We start from the raw sequence: 16,532 nt of genomic DNA, 5'->3' as shown, positions 1-16,532 counted from the left end.
TGAAGTACGCCTATACCCTGCATACACGTTCTTTCAAGCGGAAGTCCCCGACCCGCCGCCAGATATACCTGAGTGCTCAACGTAGCGAACAGGGTTTACAGGCTGATCTCGCGCCTGGATGCACGCTTGTGGTGCAGAGGGGAGACAACGTGTACCTCCGCATAGTGCTGAATTCATAACGGCGAATGCCGCCGGGACTACCAGACTACCGATGGCAGAAAAACGCAAACCCGATACAGCAAGACGCATGAATCTGGCGGGAGGGCACCATAGAGGGCAACCTCCGCCACTCCAGGAGCTGGCCAAAGAACAGCTTACTGAGCTGATCTAGATATACATCCACGATCAAAACAATGATTTGGACTGACTCTCGAAATAAGCGGCGGTGTCAAGGAGCGGTTGCGGGTCGCCTCCTTGGCGGGTAACGGTCGCGGCCGTCTCTTTATACCGTTTCGCCAACGACGCGGCCTGCCGAGGGTAAAATTGTTCCCGGGCCTTTGTCTTCCGGTCATTTTCCTTTCGAATCTTCCTTTTCATCTCCTCGCTGGAATGGCCGTACTGGCCCGATTCCCCGAGCGTTTCGGGGGCCCTTTCCGATCAATGAGACAGCGCCCGGTCAACCGGGAACCACCGGGGAGTATTATCAACGGCAACTTCCCGGACAAATTGACCCCCGTAAAGCTCGCCACCGGAAATACCCGTTACCGGAAGGTTAAGTATCGCCTTGTTCGCGAACAGCATAACCTGGTTGGTCTCGCGATCCCATGTCGCATGAATAGCCGCGGACTTGAGGTTGAGGCGCGCTGCGGTTTGGTCGCCGATGAGATAATAAGGAAGATTCTTGACCGGTAGTGTTAACAGCTGCTCATATTCTGTGAAAACCGCGTTGAGCCAGTCGAATTGGAGCGTGTTACCGCTCTCATCATATCTCGCCAGGTTCGTCTGATGGAAAAAATGAGGCCATCTATTAAAGGTAAGCATATGTCGCAATGCCACATCGGCTTCCACAGCGAGGATTTCCGCATAACTTCGGCGTGAGCAGAGCGCTCCGGCTATTTCACATGGGTTTTGCCCCGAATTAACAAATCGCCCATGGTAAATGTGGTCGTACTCATCTTCCAACTGAGCTGGATTCGTCACATTATAAAAAATATTGGTTGGCCAGCGCGGCAACATAAGTCGATCCATCGGGCTGTGATCTTCGTATTGCGCGATGTACTGTTCGACGTTCTGCGCCCGCTGCGATGAGTCCGCGGCAAGATAGGCCACGCCCGTGTTAGCCGCGGCTTCCAGGAATAGGGGGTTCGCGCCGCCGCCGTCAAATGCCGTATCGTCCGCCTGGACGTTGAACATATCTCGATGCAGGGCAGGATTATCGGTGCACCTGCGGTCTTTAAGGCCCGAGTGAGCCCCGCTCACGAGTACCCGGTTGTTTTCACTTCTGTCGGGAAGACCCAGAAGCCCCCAAACCATCCGGTTCTTGAGAATCTCTGCTCGAATGTCCGCGGCGCTGGTAAAAGTTGCGTAATCACAAGGAGCATCAGCGCGAACCCCCGCTTTATCCATTGCCGCGTGAGTGAAGGTGTGGTTAATGAAGCGGAAATTTCGTTTATAGACGACAACCGCACGCACCAGGTCGTCTGCGAAGTTTGCAGTCAATCTCACAGCTTTTGGATCAACCACAGCCCCCGCACCATTGAATGCAAAATCCAGCTTGAACGCCCCGGCTGCGGGGTGTGCGGCACGGAAGGCCGCCTGTTTGCTCACCGCGTTGTTAACATCAACGCTGTTCAAGCGGTACGTATTTGCGGGGTTAATCGCCTTGACGGCAGTATCCCAAACGGGGTTAGGAAGAAACAAATCGTCCACATGGACCGCCATATGAACAAAGCGTGCACCAACGAAGACCCCATGTGTCACCCAGTTGATGAACTCATAGGCAAGCACTTTTGAATGAACGAGGAACCCGGCGTTAGTAATCGTCGAGATCATCACCTCACGTACCGGCTGGATCTGGGGAGCCACCATATAACGAACGATCGATAGCAGGGCTTCCCCATTCTGTGTTCTGAGGAGGGGCTCGACCCGGGGCACAGAACCGTCCCGTAGCGCCCTAGCATCATTTCGAGGATTGGCTGCGAAGGCAAAATCCGTAATTGGAAATGGATTTGCGCGATTCACATACTCAAACACTTCCATGCCGTAACTGGCAGGCACCGTCCACCGGCCCTCGTAGTCCGTTCCACTGGACGAATAGACCAGACCGTAATCGAGATAGACCCCATAAGGGGTCTGCGGATCCGAATACGTGGCCGGCCATCCTGAAAGAACAGCTTGACGGACGCCAAAGTTCTTCTGGTAATTGTGCAGGATGTCCCATTCGGATGGAGTGAAGCCGGGCACCAGGTCGGCGTCGGTAAGAATGATGCCATTATAGTTGCCGACGCAACCCGCGTCCTCGGCTTTGCAGCTGCCTCCGGTGGAAGAAGAGGCGAGTACAGCAGCGGTCAGATCCTCTGTCGCGGCGTTTAACACGTCATACGGCACGCCTATTTCATCAAGGAAGGGTTTGATATACGCAAATCCCATATCTTCCGCGATTTCACCGGTCGTAATGACCAGTATCCTTAATCTGACGGCATTATCAGCAATCGCGGGCGGTGCCAAAGCAATTAACCCCAGCCACATAGCCAACGATACAAACCGCCAACCTTTAATGATCAAACGCTTTCCCATCTACAAAACCCTTTTTCGCAAAATTGGGCAAAGAAGATCAACAAAATCCTGATTAATAAAGAGGGGTTGTAGGAAATCGATTTCCTTTACCAATCACCTGGCTGTGCTTTGTGACTCAAGAAGAAGGGATGAACGTTTCAAACGCCAAAACGCTTACACAACCCGGGTTTTAAGGTAAGCTTAATTCGACACTTTTCCCGGCGGGTCGTCCGCTAGATAAGGGGGCGGTCTCGCGATCAGAGAGATTTTCGAAGCCTGCTCATCCAAGCGCGTGCGCTTATTGGCGATGCAGCGGGATAACAACGTAGACATCGCTCTAGCGGCGAGCGGCGTGGGGTGTTACACAGCAATATGCCGGGTATTTTATCGAAGCTGAAAAATGCAAATCTAGAGTAGGTTCAGCACGGCCTGGAGTAGGTTCAGCGCGGTCTGCAACAAGAACTCGATCCCTTGAAGTTGGCAGTCCTGCCAAACCTATTTCCGCTACCTAGGAGCGAAGAGGGACCGCTGGTCAGGGTACCTGGGAATCAAAGGATTGGATCTGGTGCTGTTGAGAGGAGTCGAACCTCCGACCTACTGATTACGAATCAGTTGCTCTACCGACTGAGCTACAACAGCCTTGAAAAGCGAAATGCGATTATAGAGGTTTGAACAACTACGGGCAAACGCGAGTTGTTTCCAGCAATCGACTCGTCCATGTGGAAGACAAGCGAGCCAATTTTTTTGCCTGCCAAGTTTATTGCAATCTGTGCTGAGACAAACCGGGGGCCAACGACCGCTTTACGCAACCAAAAGCCGTGGCTCGTAGTAAGTCTAGGCAAAATCCCGGTATATTCGGCTATTTTCGCCGATCAATCAACCGATGCTAGACATTTTCGCAAGTTTACGTCAAACTTGCCGCCATGAAAAAGGGCCTAACTCGAGCACGAAGTATTTTGGTCTTGCATGGCCCCAATCTGAATTTATTGGGAAACCGAGAGCCGAGCATCTATGGAACGGTTACACTCGACGAAATTAACAGCAATTTGGCGAACATAGCAGCAGAAGCAGGTGCCCGATTAGCGCACTTTCAAAGTAATGCCGAAGCGGAGCTGATCAATCGTATTCAGAGCGCGCGCCAGGAACAAATCGACTTTATTATCATTAACCCCGCCGCTTATACGCATACCAGCATCGCGCTTAGGGACGCGCTGGCCGCGACCGGGATTCCTTTTATTGAGGTTCATCTTTCCAACATCTTCTCGCGTGAACCATTCCGCGCAAAATCCTATTTCTCCGATTTGGCCCGTGGCGTGATCACCGGCCTCGGACCGAAGGGTTATGAGCTCGCCCTGGGTTATGTACTGTCCCGAGATGCCCTCGAAGGGGGTGGCTTGGAATGATCGGTCAAAACGAGATTTTTACAACCACGGCCTATAACGCTTAGTACTAACAGCAGATACTTGCGTTCATCGATGTTTCGACCAAACTGCAGTTAAAAATAAGCGTTATTGATTAGGCAAGATTACGAAAAATCTGGGGTGCTCCCCGGGAGGCTATATGGATCTTAGAAAGCTCAAAAAATTAATTGACCTGGTCGAGGAATCCGGTATCGCCGAACTGGAGATTACTGAAGGGGAAGAGAAAGTTCGTATCAGTAAATCGTCAAGTTCGGCGCAAGGCGCTGTCACCCAAAGGGTAACCACAGCTCCGCAGCAAGCTCCCCTTTTGTCTCCCCCCGCCGGTTCCCCGGAGCCGCAGGCTGCAGAGACAATTCCCGAGGGTCACATCGTAAAATCCCCGATGGTGGGAACGTTTTACCGCAGCTCTGCTCCCGGGGCGCCCGCGTTCGTTGAGGTGGGGCAAACGGTGAAAGAAGGCGATACGCTTTGTATCGTTGAGGCGATGAAGCTGCTGAATGAAATCGAGTCTGACAAAAGCGGAGTGATAAGGGCGGTCCTGGTGGAAAACGGGCAGCCGGTAGAGTATGGCGAACCACTATTTGTTATCGATTGATCTGGTCCCGCCTGAGTAATTAACGGTAAAACATGTTCGGAAAAATTCTAATTGCCAATCGTGGCGAAATCGCACTGCGGATACAGCGTGCGTGCCGCGAGATGGGTATCAAGACGGTAGCGGTACATTCGGAGGCGGATGCGGAAGCGAAATATGTCAAACTCGCCGATGAATCGGTCTGTATCGGACCAGCGCCTTCAGCCCAAAGTTATCTCAATATCCCGGCTATTATCAGTGCCGCGGAGGTAACGGACTCCGAGGCGATTCATCCGGGCTATGGGTTCCTGTCGGAAAACGCCGACTTCGCTGAGCGCGTGGAGCGGAGCGGTTTTGTGTTTATCGGGCCGCGGCCCGACACAATTCGGCTGATGGGCGATAAGGTCAGCGCCAAGTTGGCAATGAAAAAGGCGGGCGTGCCCTGCGTTCCCGGGTCGAATGGCGCGTTGCCCGATGCTCCGGAAGAAATCAAGGCGATTATGCGCGCTATTGGCTACCCCGTGATCATCAAGGCTGCCGCGGGCGGGGGCGGCCGGGGCATGCGGGTGGTACATACCGAAGCCGCATTGTCCAACGCGGTTATCATTACCCGGAACGAAGCCCAGGCGGCGTTCGGCAATCCGACGCTTTACGCAGAAAAATACCTTGAAAACCCTCGGCATATCGAGTTTCAAGTGCTGGCTGACGAACACCGCAATGCGATTCACCTCGGAGAACGGGAATGTTCGATGCAGCGGCGTCACCAGAAAATACTCGAGGAATCGCCCGCGGTCGGCATTCCTACGCGCTTGCGGGACAGGATCGGCACCCGTTGCGCGGACGCTTGCCGCCGTTTTGGTTATCGTGGCGTAGGCACGTTCGAGTTTCTTTTCGAACGAAACGAGTTTTATTTCATCGAAATGAACACACGCCTGCAAGTCGAACATCCCGTGACCGAAGCGGTAACCGGAATTGATCTGGTCCAGGCGCAGATTCGAGTGGCGGCTGGGGAAAAATTGAATATTCGCCAGCGGGACGTGACATGGAAGGGTCATGCTATCGAGTGCCGCATTAATGCCGAAGATCCTTATAAGCTTACGCCGTCCGCCGGCCGCATCACGCAATATCACGCGCCGGGCGGGCCGGGAATCCGTGTCGACTCCCATGTCTACCATAACTACTTCGTGCCCCCCAATTATGATTCAATGATCGGCAAAGTGATCGCGTATGGAGATAATCGCGATCAGGCGATCGCGCGGATGCGCATTGCCCTATCTGAAATGGTGGTGGGGGGAATTAAGACCAACATCCCCTTGCATCTTGACCTGCTATCCGATGCAGCATTCCTGAACGGTGGCACGAGCATTCATTACCTGGAGCAAAAGCTCGCCAACTACAACAAACCGGAATAAGACGGCCTTGCGGCGCTCGTTCACCCAGGAGCGGCTATCGATAGCATGTCAGGCCGGCCGCCAAAGGCATTAAGTTATTATTTATAAGGCTGCCGTAGCAAAGAATGTCCGGTAGCCGAAGCCTTGGTGGACACATTGCGCTGAGGCGGCGCGAATTTCCGGGAGGACAGACCTCGTCCCTCCAACAGTGAGGGATCCTGCAAGACAGGATACTCAGTCACATTCCCCTTGTGGCTGTGGAAACGGATCTCCGATAACAAGTCATCGTATCGCTGTTCGCGATATAAAATAAAGTAAAAGCGGGGGCTCCTGGACCGGGCGCAACCCTTGTGCTCGTCCGCGGCTCCTCAAACGCGCGTCGAAGACTTTTCTAGGTTATTGCGTATGCCATGGATTTTGCTCGCTATCGAAACTGATGACACTCATGCACAGGTTTTGAGCGACGCATTGCTGGAACTGGGCGCCTTATCCACGGACCTGCATGACGCGGCCGTCGGCACCGAGCGTGAACAGCCCTTGTTCGATGAAGCCGGGGAGGCTTCGGGGCAGATTTGGGTTGCTGCGGAGGTTACCGCCCTATTTGATGAAGCGGTAGATATCCCGTCTATTGTGCACGCTGCGGCGGGTTTGGCCGGACTCCCCTTCTCGACCAGCTACCGTATCACGCGGGTGGAAGAGCAGGACTGGGTCCGGACTACTCAGGCACAGTTCAGTCCGATCCGGATATCTTCGCATTTATGGGTGGTTCCAAGCTGGCATCGCATCCCGGATCCCGGCGCAGTCAACCTGATACTTGATCCGGGACTGGCGTTTGGCACGGGCAGTCATCCCTCCACGCAACTTTGCCTAGCCTGGCTTGACGAAAACCTGCGAGGGGGCGAAGATGTTCTGGATTACGGCTGTGGTTCGGGCATACTCGCCATTGCCGCTGTAAAGCTCGGCGCACGTCATGTGGTTGGAGTGGATATCGATCCCCAGGCGATAGACGCGAGCCGCCAGAATGCAGTGCTCAATCAGTGCGGCGATGCGCAGCTGAAATTTTATGAGACCCGCGATGCCCGTACGGGCGACATAGACGGGATGAGTGCAGATATGATTGTCGCCAATATCCTGGCCGGACCGTTGGTCATGCTGGAACCCATACTGACGCGGGCTGCGCGCCCCGGAGGTCGCATCGCCCTCTCGGGCATACTCACGGAACAGGCCGACGAAGTCGCGCTAGCCTATCGGCAGGGGTTTGATATCCGAATCGCACGAGAAAAGGATGGTTGGGTTTTGTTGACGGGAACGAGAACGTGACTTCATTTGCTCTAAAGCAGAACAGATATGGCCCTCATAACGCGGTGTCCTAGCTGTGCGGCTGCTTTCCGCGTAACGCCCCTGGATCTGCAGGCGCATGGCGGCGATGTGCGCTGCGGCCGCTGCGGGCAGATATTCAATGGTTATTCCATGCTCGCGACGGGGCGCGAGCCCGAAGCCGCGGAGCCGTCGCCTTCAGAGGCTGAGCAGCCGGCGCAAGGCGCCGCCAGCGGGGCCAGGATTGCGGGGCGAGATGATGGGTCCGAGCCCGCTTTATCAAAAGAAAGCTCGGTGCAAAGCGACGTTCCTTTGCGCCGACGCGATGAATCAATCCAGGAGGAAGTTACTGCAGAAGAGCCGCACGCGCAGGCAACAGCCCCCCCCCTGACGTCCGCCGAGCGCCTCGCGGCGGAGCAACCGGTCGCCGGGGAAGCCTTGGGAGAAGCACCCTGGGCCCGGGAACCGGTGATCAAAGACGAGGAAGCGGCGAACAGAGCCAGCGACAGCTCGATCGGCGAGACCGCTGGCAGGGAAGAGCCCGTCTGGCGGCCAGAGGAGGCCGACACACAGGCACAGGAAGACCTTTCGGACGAGGACTACTCGCCAAGACCCAATGCTTTTGAGAAAGCACAGCCGCGCCTGCACACCATTGTGTGGACCGTCGGGACCCTGTTTTTGCTTTTTGTCCTGGCAGCGCAGGCCACTTATTTTTATCGCGCCGAGTTGGCGTTTTCGGTGCCCGCCGCCAAGCCGTACCTTGAACGTTACTGCGAGCTGCTGGACTGCACGGTCCGGCTGCCTCAGCGAACAAAATCGCTGAATATTGAGTCCTCAGATATGCAGTCGGATACGCAGCGTCCCGGCGTGATTACGCTTAATGCCACGGTACGCAACCATGCTTCCTATCCTCAGGCATTTCCATTATTTCAGCTCACCTTAATTGACGCGAAAGACCGTCCGCTCGCTAGCCGCACCTTTTTGCCGGAAGCGTATCTCGGACACAAGGTGGGAGCGGCCGATGCCATTGCCCCAAATGATGAAATCAACATAAGTCTTCACCTGGACAGTGGCAACCTGAACGCAGCCGGTTATCGCCTGTCGCTGCTTTATCCAGGCAGCTGATCGATCTTGGCAGGTAAAAGACGCAGACTGGGGCACAGCAATTTCTACCTCTTCAAAGGGATTAACGCCGTCTCCGCTCGCGATAGAATTATGTGCTGCATGCGCATTTAGATTAAAATCGACATCCCCGAACGACGCATTCTCTTTCCAGAATGGCACCCGACGCTTTAATTGAAATCAGGGACGTGACCTTTTCCTACGGAGAGCGTCCGATTCTCAAGGGGATCGACATGGACATGCACCGCGGCCAGGTCATAGCCATCATGGGCGGCAGCGGCAGCGGCAAGACTACTTTGTTGCGCCTCATCGGCGGGGCGGTTCGGCCCTCTTCGGGATATGTCAAGTTCGCCGGTAAGGTCGTGCATGAGCAGACGCGGGACGAGCTTTTCCACATGCGCCGGAAAATGAGCATGCTGTTCCAGTTCGGCGCGTTATTTACTGATCTGTCCGTATTCGATAACGTCGCGTTTCAAATGCGGGAACATACTAATCTGCCGGAATCCATGATCCGCGACCTGGTCCTGATGAAACTGCAGGCTGTCGGCCTGCGCGGCGCGCACGACTTGATGCCCGCGCAACTTTCCGGAGGAATGGCGAGGCGGGTGGCGCTGGCGCGCTCCATTGCGCTCGATCCGGTCCTCATCATGTATGATGAGCCTTTCACCGGGCTGGACCCGATCTCGCTCACAGTCATCGGTAATTTGATCCGCCGCCTGACGGATGCATTGGGCATGACCTCGATCGTCGTCACGCACGATGTGCAGGAGTCCCTGAAAATCGTGGATTATGTGTATTTCATTTCCGATGGCGTGATTGCGGCACATGGCGCCCCGGCGGAAGTGCGCGAGTCAGTTGCGCCGTTCGTGCATCAGTTCGTGCATGGTGAAGAAGACGGACCCGTTACATTCCACTACCCGGCCCCGGCATATGCGAGTGATCTGAGACTGGAGAACGGTTTTGCCTAGACGCATTGTTGTCGGGATCCGCGGGGTCGGTCATCGCGTAATCGACAGTATTTGGCGACTGGGTTATGCCAGCCGCTTTTTCCTGCTGACACTGCTGAAATCCGGCACCAGCCTGCGGCGTTTCGGCCTGATCATCCGCGAGATATACTTCACGGGCGTACTGTCGTTAATCATTATTATCGTATCGGGGTTATTCGTTGGCATGGTCCTCGGCTTACAGGGCTACGAGACATTGCAGAGATATGGCGCCGAATCGGCCGTGGGCACAATGGTGGCATTGTCGCTATTACGCGAGCTGGGGCCGGTGGTGGCGGCGCTACTATTTGCCAGCCGCGCCGGATCAGCAATTACCGCGGAAATCGGCCTGATGAAAGCGACCGAGCAACTGGCGGCGATGGAGATGATGGCAGTCGATCCTATTGCGCGCGTAGTCGCTCCACGGTTCTGGGCTGGAGTGATCTCGATGCCGTTTCTGGCGGCATTGTTTTCCGCGATCGGCATATTCGGCGGTTATCTGGTAGCGGTAGTTCTTATTGGGGTGGACGACGGGTCTTTTTGGTCGCAAATGCAAAATGCAGTGGATTTCCGTTATGACATCGTCAATGGCGTCATAAAGACCTGCGTTTTCGGCGTGGCGGTAACTGCAATAGCGGTATTTGAAGGCTATGATGCGTCACCCACGGCGGAGGGGGTATCGGGCGCTACCACGCGTACCGTCGTGACTTCCTCGCTGGCGATTCTCGGTCTCGATTTTGTTTTGACCTCATTCATGTTCAGGGGAATGAGCTGATGCAGCGAACAACAATGGATTTATGGGTGGGAATGTTTGTCATAGCCGGAATCGGCGCATTGCTGGTATTGGCTTTCAAGGTGGGAAATCTGGGAACTTACAGCGCGGATGACAGCTATACCGTGACGGGAAGTTTCGAAAATATCGGCGGCTTGAAAGTCAGGGCGCCGGTAAAAAGTGCAGGGGTAGTAGTTGGGCGCGTGACGGATATACAGTTCAGCACGCAAACTTTCGATGCCCAGGTGATCATGAACATCGATAGCCGTTACCAGTTTCCAAAGGACACTTTCGCGAGTATCCTGACGTCCGGCCTCATAGGCGAGCAATACATCGGGCTCGCAGCGGGGGGTGACGAGGCAGTGCTGAAGAGTGGTGACAAGATCATGAAAACCAATTCTGCGCTGGTTTTGGAAGAGATGATTGGACGATTCCTGTTCAACAAGGCGTCCGAGAGCGACGGGAAGGAAAAGGCCGAGGCAGACTGACGAGGGTTTTCAGCTGGGCAGATTCAATCTTTGGTCTAAGTAAATTTTAAGCGAGGAACTTATGAAAAAAAATCTTGGTATCCCTCTAATGCTTTCTGCATGGTTGCTGGCGGTCCCGGCGTGGGCGGTCGAAACCAGTCCGGATACACTGGTGGACAATACGGCCCAGGAGGTGCTTGCAATCGTGAGGCAGGATAAGGATATTCGCGGAGGCAATAAAGCGAAAATTCTTGATCTGGTGGAAGCGAAGATTTTGCCGCACTTCAACTTTAACCGTATGACCCGTCTGGCGATGGGCAAGAACTGGTCCAAGGCCGCGCCCGACCAGCAACAGGAGCTTGTGAAAGAGTTCAGAACGCTCCTCGTCCGCACATATTCCAACGCGCTTTCTTCCTATAGCGACGCCACTATCAAGGTTGAACCCCTGAAAAACAAGGGAGGGGAGACCGATACCACCGTAAAAACCAGGGTAATACAAGATCAGGGTCAGGAACCGGTTCCCATCGACTACAGCATGGAAAAAACCGGTGACGGGTGGAAGGTATACGATGTGACGGTTGCCGGAGTAAGTCTGGTGACAAATTACCGAAGCACCTTCAATAACCAGGTGCGTGAGGGGGGCGTGGAAAAGCTCCTCAAGACCTTGGCAGAAAAAAATCGCTCTCTAGTTGCATCCGATAAGAAGGCGGCACTAGCCCAATAACATGAGCGCTGACGTGGTTTTAGGCGAGGGCGGCGAGCTGAGTGTCGAGGGAGCGGCCACGATCGATACTATTGTCGGGATGGTTGCGCGGGGCGCCGCCCTATTTAACGGCGATAACCAAGTGGTTGACCTTGGGGGAGTAACCGAAGTGGACTCGTCGGCCGTCAGTATGTTATTGGAATGGCAGCGCGAGGCTAACCGCAGCGGACGCCGGATGTGTTTTACAAATATGCCGCCAAAACTGCAAAGCCTTGTTCGCCTGTACGGGGTTGCGGACCTGGTTCATTTGGCATAAACGCCCGCAAAAGCTCAAGCGCGTGCTCGCACGCGGGGTTCTCCCAGCTCGCGGGTGGTGGCAAGCACCTGACCCGCCGCATCTTCCATAATCCTGCGTCCTCAATGGCACTGGCAATCGAAGTCAAACAGCTGCACAAGCGCTTTGGCAATTTTCCTGCTTTGGGGGGTGTAGACCTCGAAATAGAAGCAGGCGAGTTTTTTGCCCTGCTCGGCCCCAACGGTGCCGGTAAAACCACGCTTATCAATATCATTGCCGGGTTGACCCTCGCGAGCAGCGGCAGCGTCAGCGTCATGGGACACGATGTTGTTATGCATTATCGTCAAGCTCGCCGCATGCTGGGCGTCGTACCCCAGGAGTTGGTGTACGATCCGTTCTTTACTGTCCGTGAAACACTCGCCATTCAATCCGGGTACTACGGCCTGAAAAATAATGGGAAGTGGATAGAGGAGATACTCCACCATCTCGATCTTGTCAGCAAGGCGGATGCCAACATGCGTGCACTGTCGGGCGGCATGAAACGACGTGTCCTGGTGGCTCAGTCGCTGGTTCATAAACCACCGGTAATCGTGCTTGACGAACCGACTGCGGGGGTAGACGTGGAACTGCGCCAGGGACTCTGGCGTTTTATCAGGCAATTGAACCGCGACGGTCACACGATAGTACTCACCACTCATTATCTAGATGAGGCTGAAGCACTGTGTAACCGGGTGGCGATGCTGAAGCAAGGGCGGGTCGTGGCTCTCGACAGTATCAGGAATCTCATCGCCAGCATCTCCGGGTGCTCCGTGCGTCTGCGGTTATCGCCGGACATACTGCCGCCTACGCTGCAGCCCCTGGCAAGTCAGCAGGATGATGGATTTCACATTCTGGCACTCAAGGGCTATTCGCAGATCGAAGACGTATTGGCCGCCTTGCGTCTGGCAAAAACGTGCATTCTGGAAATGGAGATTCTGCAACCTGATCTCGAAGAGGTATTCGTGAACATCACCGGCCCCGGCACCAAGCCCTCCGCAGCTTTGGCGCCATGACCGGGTTTCTTACTCTGCTGCATAAAGAGTTGCTGCGATTCTGGAAGGTTGGGTTTCAAACGGTATTTGCACCCATGGTGTCCACGCTGCTTTATCTCATGATTTTCTCGCACGTGCTTGAAGCGCACGTGGAGGCATTCCCCGGCGTAGCATATGCGGTCTTTCTGATTCCGGGACTGGTCATGATGGCGATATTGCAGAATGCCTTCGCCAACTCGTCATCCAGCCTCATCCAGTCGAAGATCACGGGTAACCTGGTTTTTGTTTTATTGTCGCCGCTTTCCTACCGGGAGATCTTTTTCGCCTATGTATTGGCTTCAGTTGCGCGCGGACTCGCGGTTGGGTTGGGGGTATATATCGTTACAACTGGGTTTTTTGATATCCCTATAGCCTCATTTCCATGGGTATTTCTATTCGCCCTGGTAGGAAGCGCGTTGCTGGGTGCAGTTGGGATTATCGCGGGCATCTGGGCGGACAAATTCGATCAGCTGGCGGCATTTCAAAACTTTGTCATCCTCCCGCTGACTTTTTTATCGGGCGTATTCTATTCCCTTCATTCACTACCGCCTTTCTGGCAGCAGTTGTCTCACTTGAATCCGTTTTTCTATATGATCGACGGTTTCCGCTATGGTTTTTTTAATGCCTCGGATATCTCGCCCTATATCAGCCTCGGGATTGTAGCGATGTGCTTTATAGCGGTATCATGGGTGACGTTGAAGATGCTGAAGAGCGGATACAAGATTCGGCATTAGAGGACCTCTGACCAAGGGTCCCTGAAGGATTTATTCAGAGGTTTCTTGGATGACTTGATTACAGGGCGAAGAATGGTTACAGCAGAGAGCATAAAAAGTCAGATTGAGGCGGGCATGCCGTGTGAACTGGTGCACGTTGAGGGAGACGACGGTTATCATTTCAGCGCAGTTATCGTGAGCGCTGAATTCCGCGGAAAGAATATGGTGCGCCAGCACCAGATGGTTTATGGCGCCCTTGGCGACAGGATGAAGCAGGAAATCCATGCGCTTTCCATGAAAACCCTGACCCCTGAGCAGTGGAATGAAAGCAACCCAACCTGATATCGCGGCTCCGTATGGATAAATTGCGAAGTTACGCTACCGTATAACAGCTTGGCAAAGTCAAAACCGCGATTTTCTTTACGATCATCCGCAAGACTTAATATTCGGGGCAGTCCCCATCGCTCCTATGCAATCGACCCCATGGCTGTCCGCATTTTTTGCATCGCTTTGACTTCAATCTGTCGGATACGCTCAGCCGAAACGCCCAACTCGTCAGCAAGGTCGTGGAGTGTGGCGGTGTCTTTTTCCCGCAGCCAGCGAGCTTCGATAATGCGACGGCTGCGCGAGTCGAGGCTTGCGAGCGCGCGTTCCAGTCCTTCTCCTCGCACTCGCCGGGTCTCTTCTGTTTCCAGCTGTTGCTGGGGTTCCGAGCCATCGGTGAGATAGGCGATCGGGCTGAATGTATCGTCCTCGTCGTCATCGGACATCGGTTCGAGCGAGATGTCACGGCCGCTAAACCGCGTCTCCATTTCTACGACTTCTTCGGCCTTGACCCCCAACTGCCTCGCAATGGCATTGACTTCGTCGGGATTCATGGTATCGAGAACCGGCTTCATACTCCGAAGATTGAAGAATAGTTTTCGCTGGGCCTTGGTTGTGGCAATCTTCACCAGTCGCCAGTTCCGAAGTATGAATTCGTGGATTTCCGCCTTGATCCAATGTACCGCAAATGAGACGAGTCTCACCCCACGCTCGGGATCATAGCGTTTGACTGCTTTCATCAACCCGATATTGCCTTCCTGTATCAAGTCGGCCTGGGGCAGGCCATAACCTTTATAACCGCGTGCAATGGCCACTACCACACGCAAGTGTGACAGCACCAGCTGACGAGCCGCGTCGATATTTTCTTCATCTCTCAGCGAACGCGCCAGACGGATTTCTTCTTCCTGAGAAAGAATGCGAAAGCCATTAACGGACTGAATGTAGCTTTCAATGCTGCCGCTTGCTGAGGGTACGGCTAGAGCAAAAGTCATGTAACCTCCTTAGTTTTTAGCAAAGTTTAATTCTTTTCCTCTGAGAGCGCCAACAGCGTACGAAAGTTCCCTCTTTAGTGCTCTTAAGCTGATGAATTATCGAGGTTCTATGCGCCACAACTGATTTGTAGCTGACAACCACGCCCCAGTCCACCCCAGCAGCGCCGAAAACAGCAACAAGCTCAAACTATCTTCAAGTGAGAGATGGTATAGGCGAAAATTCACTTCGTAGAGTTCCATCAGGTCTTTCAGTTGCTCGTCCGCGAGATAGATTCCCCAAGAAATAATGAGCCACGCCGCCACGCCGCCGACCGCTCCCTGAATGGCGCCAAAATACAGAAAAGGCCGGCGAATGAAGCCTTTGGTTGCGCCAATCAACTTGGAAACTTCTATTTCATCCCGCATCGTCATTATTTGCAGCCGAATGGTGTTAAATGCCACCGCCACAAGCGAGAAGCTCAGCAAAGCGGCAAGCATCAGTACGCCCGCCCGCCCCAGCTTAAGCAAGGCGTCCAGACGTTTCGCCCAGGCCGAGTCGAGCTGGGCATGCTCGATCTGCGGCAGCTTCGTCAGTTCCTTGCGCAACGCTTCCAGGCGCTCCGGAGCAATGCTCTTGGCGCTTAGGACAAAAGCATCCGGCAGAGGATTGCGCTCGAGGCCATCCATTACATCACCAATTTCTGAGCTTTGCTTGAGCTGCTCCAGTGCGCTATTCTTGGGAATGAACCTGAAACTGGCGACATCCGGGTGTTGCTTCAAGCGGGATTCTATTTCGGCTACCGCCTCCCCGTCTGCGTCAAGCTTTAGAAACAGGCTCAATTGAGGCGTTGCGGAGAATTGCCCCGAGAGCGAATGAAGGTTTTCCAGCAGCACATAAATTCCTGCGGGAAGGCTGAAGGCGATCCCGATGACTGCAATGCTGAGCAGGCTGCCCAGTGGCGCACGCGCCAGGCGCTTTATTGCAACTGCAAAAGCGTAAAAATGATGAGAAAGCCAGACGCTCATGCCGCCAGCCCGCCGTGACTGAGCTTAAAGATGTGGGGCTGCATACTGCTGAGCAGCTGGACGTCATGGGTTGCAATCAAGACGGTGACGCCCACCTGATTAAATGATACGAACATGTCCATGATGTCTTTCGCATAATCCGGATCGAGGTTACTGGTAGGCTCATCAGCGATGAGTATTGATGGCCTGTTGACGATGGCGCGGGCAATGCACAGGCGTTGCTGCTCACCTCCCGAAAGAGTGATGGGACGTGCTTTTTCCCGGTTCAGCAGACCTACTTTATCCAGCGCCGCACGCACCCGTCCCGTTGCCGCCCTTGAGCTAAAACCGCTGATTTGCAGTGGAAGCAATACGTTTTGAAAAACAGTGCGGTCGAACAGGATTTTCTGATCCTGAAACACAAGCCCGAGGTTTCGTCGCAGGAATGGAATTGCGCCACTCTTGAGCGCGCTAACGTTCTGGCCGTTGACGATAATACTGCCGGTTGTGGGACGCTCGATGGCGGCAATAAGTCTTAGCAATGTCGTCTTACCTGCGCCCGAATGGCCCGTGATCAGGCCCATCTCCCCTGTCTCAAGGGTAAAAGAAACATTCTTGAGGGCTTCGAAGCCATTAGGGTAACGCTTGTAGACCTGACTGAAGCTAATCATTCTTTGTTACGATAATGGCCC

Annotated in this window: 17 protein-coding genes and 1 tRNA gene; 13 read left to right on the top strand and 5 right to left on the bottom strand. The window is 54.2% G+C overall.

From position 1 onward, the window contains the following. Nucleotides 1-597: 597 nt before the first annotated feature. On the bottom strand, nt 598-2,736 hold the full coding sequence (locus R5L00_RS07275; RefSeq protein ID WP_317653977.1) for a hypothetical protein: 2,139 nt from the start codon (nt 2,734-2,736) through the stop codon (nt 598-600). Nucleotides 2,737-3,278: 542 nt separating this feature from the next. Continuing rightward, nucleotides 3,279-3,354: transfer RNA gene (locus tag R5L00_RS07270), tRNA-Thr, on the bottom strand. A gap of 284 nt (nt 3,355-3,638) precedes the next feature. On the opposite strand from R5L00_RS07270, the gene aroQ reads away from it, so the two are divergent. The 13 genes from aroQ (at nt 3,639) to R5L00_RS07205 (ending at nt 13,882) form a co-directional block, all read left to right on the top strand. After that, nucleotides 3,639-4,118: a type II 3-dehydroquinate dehydratase gene (aroQ, locus tag R5L00_RS07265; protein ID WP_317653975.1), complete on the top strand. Its 480-nt coding sequence runs from the start codon at nt 3,639-3,641 to the stop codon at nt 4,116-4,118. A 157-nt stretch (nt 4,119-4,275) separates the two neighbouring features. Beyond that, nucleotides 4,276-4,731, top strand: a complete 456-nt coding sequence (gene accB / locus R5L00_RS07260; RefSeq protein WP_107694647.1) for an acetyl-CoA carboxylase biotin carboxyl carrier protein — start codon at nt 4,276-4,278, stop codon at nt 4,729-4,731. Between the two features lie 32 nt (nt 4,732-4,763). Then, nucleotides 4,764-6,119, top strand: coding sequence for an acetyl-CoA carboxylase biotin carboxylase subunit (gene accC / locus R5L00_RS07255; RefSeq protein WP_317653973.1), 1,356 nt, complete (start codon nt 4,764-4,766; stop codon nt 6,117-6,119). Nucleotides 6,120-6,503: 384 nt separating this feature from the next. Beyond that, nucleotides 6,504-7,418, top strand: coding sequence for a 50S ribosomal protein L11 methyltransferase (gene prmA / locus R5L00_RS07250; protein WP_107694645.1), 915 nt, complete (start codon nt 6,504-6,506; stop codon nt 7,416-7,418). A gap of 27 nt (nt 7,419-7,445) precedes the next feature. Further along, entirely contained in the window at nt 7,446-8,540 is a 1,095-nt protein-coding gene (locus R5L00_RS07245; RefSeq protein WP_317653971.1) for a DUF3426 domain-containing protein, read from the top strand. Nucleotides 8,541-8,692: 152 nt separating this feature from the next. Beyond that, nucleotides 8,693-9,505 (top strand): ABC transporter ATP-binding protein, encoded by an 813-nt coding sequence (locus R5L00_RS07240; RefSeq protein ID WP_107694643.1) that lies wholly within the window; start codon nt 8,693-8,695, stop codon nt 9,503-9,505. Next, nucleotides 9,498-10,295, top strand: coding sequence for a lipid asymmetry maintenance ABC transporter permease subunit MlaE (gene mlaE / locus R5L00_RS07235; RefSeq protein WP_317653968.1), 798 nt, complete (start codon nt 9,498-9,500; stop codon nt 10,293-10,295). The genes R5L00_RS07240 and mlaE overlap by 8 nt, the downstream gene beginning before the upstream one ends. Further along, complete coding sequence (gene mlaD / locus R5L00_RS07230; protein WP_107694641.1) at nt 10,295-10,780, top strand: outer membrane lipid asymmetry maintenance protein MlaD; 486 nt, start codon at nt 10,295-10,297, stop codon at nt 10,778-10,780. Before mlaE ends, mlaD begins: the two co-directional genes overlap by 1 nt. A gap of 61 nt (nt 10,781-10,841) precedes the next feature. After that, the gene (locus tag R5L00_RS07225; RefSeq protein ID WP_317653967.1) at nt 10,842-11,483 is read left to right on the top strand and encodes an ABC transporter substrate-binding protein; all 642 of its coding nucleotides are present in this window, start codon (nt 10,842-10,844) and stop codon (nt 11,481-11,483) included. 1 nt (nt 11,484) lies between these two features. Then, on the top strand, nt 11,485-11,778 hold the full coding sequence (locus R5L00_RS07220) for a lipid asymmetry maintenance protein MlaB (protein ID WP_107694639.1): 294 nt from the start codon (nt 11,485-11,487) through the stop codon (nt 11,776-11,778). A 104-nt stretch (nt 11,779-11,882) separates the two neighbouring features. Next, the gene (locus tag R5L00_RS07215; RefSeq protein ID WP_107694638.1) at nt 11,883-12,809 is read left to right on the top strand and encodes an ABC transporter ATP-binding protein; all 927 of its coding nucleotides are present in this window, start codon (nt 11,883-11,885) and stop codon (nt 12,807-12,809) included. Further along, nucleotides 12,806-13,561, top strand: coding sequence for an ABC transporter permease (locus tag R5L00_RS07210; protein ID WP_107694637.1), 756 nt, complete (start codon nt 12,806-12,808; stop codon nt 13,559-13,561). The genes R5L00_RS07215 and R5L00_RS07210 overlap by 4 nt, the downstream gene beginning before the upstream one ends. A gap of 72 nt (nt 13,562-13,633) precedes the next feature. Further along, on the top strand, nt 13,634-13,882 hold the full coding sequence (locus tag R5L00_RS07205; RefSeq protein ID WP_107694636.1) for a BolA family protein: 249 nt from the start codon (nt 13,634-13,636) through the stop codon (nt 13,880-13,882). A gap of 125 nt (nt 13,883-14,007) precedes the next feature. On the opposite strand, the gene rpoH is transcribed toward R5L00_RS07205, so the two are convergent. The 3 genes from rpoH to ftsE form a co-directional block, all read right to left on the bottom strand. Further along, the gene (rpoH, locus tag R5L00_RS07200) at nt 14,008-14,856 is read right to left on the bottom strand and encodes an RNA polymerase sigma factor RpoH (RefSeq protein WP_107694635.1); all 849 of its coding nucleotides are present in this window, start codon (nt 14,854-14,856) and stop codon (nt 14,008-14,010) included. A gap of 96 nt (nt 14,857-14,952) precedes the next feature. Further along, nucleotides 14,953-15,861: a permease-like cell division protein FtsX gene (gene ftsX, locus R5L00_RS07195; protein WP_107694634.1), complete on the bottom strand. Its 909-nt coding sequence runs from the start codon at nt 15,859-15,861 to the stop codon at nt 14,953-14,955. Further along, nucleotides 15,858-16,511 carry a cell division ATP-binding protein FtsE gene (gene ftsE / locus R5L00_RS07190; RefSeq protein WP_107694633.1) on the bottom strand — a complete coding sequence of 218 codons (654 nt, stop codon included), beginning with the start codon at nt 16,509-16,511 and terminating at the stop codon, nt 15,858-15,860. The genes ftsX and ftsE overlap by 4 nt, the downstream gene beginning before the upstream one ends. Nucleotides 16,512-16,532 lie beyond the last annotated feature (21 nt).

Origin of the sequence: Nitrosospira sp. Is2, from assembly GCF_033095785.1 — a bacterium.
In the GTDB taxonomy this organism is placed as follows: domain Bacteria; phylum Pseudomonadota; class Gammaproteobacteria; order Burkholderiales; family Nitrosomonadaceae; genus Nitrosospira.
The sequence above is the reverse complement of the archived record's forward strand: the minus strand, read 5'-3'. Positions and strand labels throughout refer to the sequence as shown.

Coding starts and splice junctions, on each gene's coding strand:
- R5L00_RS07275 (WP_317653977.1), bottom strand. CDS start 2,736: ATGGGAAAGCGTTTGATCATTAAAGGTTGGCGGTTTGTATCGTTGGCT.
- aroQ (WP_317653975.1), top strand. CDS start 3,639: ATGAAAAAGGGCCTAACTCGAGCACGAAGTATTTTGGTCTTGCATGGC.
- accB (WP_107694647.1), top strand. CDS start 4,276: ATGGATCTTAGAAAGCTCAAAAAATTAATTGACCTGGTCGAGGAATCC.
- accC (WP_317653973.1), top strand. CDS start 4,764: ATGTTCGGAAAAATTCTAATTGCCAATCGTGGCGAAATCGCACTGCGG.
- prmA (WP_107694645.1), top strand. CDS start 6,504: ATGCCATGGATTTTGCTCGCTATCGAAACTGATGACACTCATGCACAG.
- R5L00_RS07245 (WP_317653971.1), top strand. CDS start 7,446: ATGGCCCTCATAACGCGGTGTCCTAGCTGTGCGGCTGCTTTCCGCGTA.
- R5L00_RS07240 (WP_107694643.1), top strand. CDS start 8,693: ATGGCACCCGACGCTTTAATTGAAATCAGGGACGTGACCTTTTCCTAC.
- mlaD (WP_107694641.1), top strand. CDS start 10,295: ATGCAGCGAACAACAATGGATTTATGGGTGGGAATGTTTGTCATAGCC.
- R5L00_RS07225 (WP_317653967.1), top strand. CDS start 10,842: ATGAAAAAAAATCTTGGTATCCCTCTAATGCTTTCTGCATGGTTGCTG.
- R5L00_RS07220 (WP_107694639.1), top strand. CDS start 11,485: ATGAGCGCTGACGTGGTTTTAGGCGAGGGCGGCGAGCTGAGTGTCGAG.
- R5L00_RS07215 (WP_107694638.1), top strand. CDS start 11,883: ATGGCACTGGCAATCGAAGTCAAACAGCTGCACAAGCGCTTTGGCAAT.
- R5L00_RS07210 (WP_107694637.1), top strand. CDS start 12,806: ATGACCGGGTTTCTTACTCTGCTGCATAAAGAGTTGCTGCGATTCTGG.
- R5L00_RS07205 (WP_107694636.1), top strand. CDS start 13,634: ATGGTTACAGCAGAGAGCATAAAAAGTCAGATTGAGGCGGGCATGCCG.
- rpoH (WP_107694635.1), bottom strand. CDS start 14,856: ATGACTTTTGCTCTAGCCGTACCCTCAGCAAGCGGCAGCATTGAAAGC.
- ftsX (WP_107694634.1), bottom strand. CDS start 15,861: ATGAGCGTCTGGCTTTCTCATCATTTTTACGCTTTTGCAGTTGCAATA.
- ftsE (WP_107694633.1), bottom strand. CDS start 16,511: ATGATTAGCTTCAGTCAGGTCTACAAGCGTTACCCTAATGGCTTCGAA.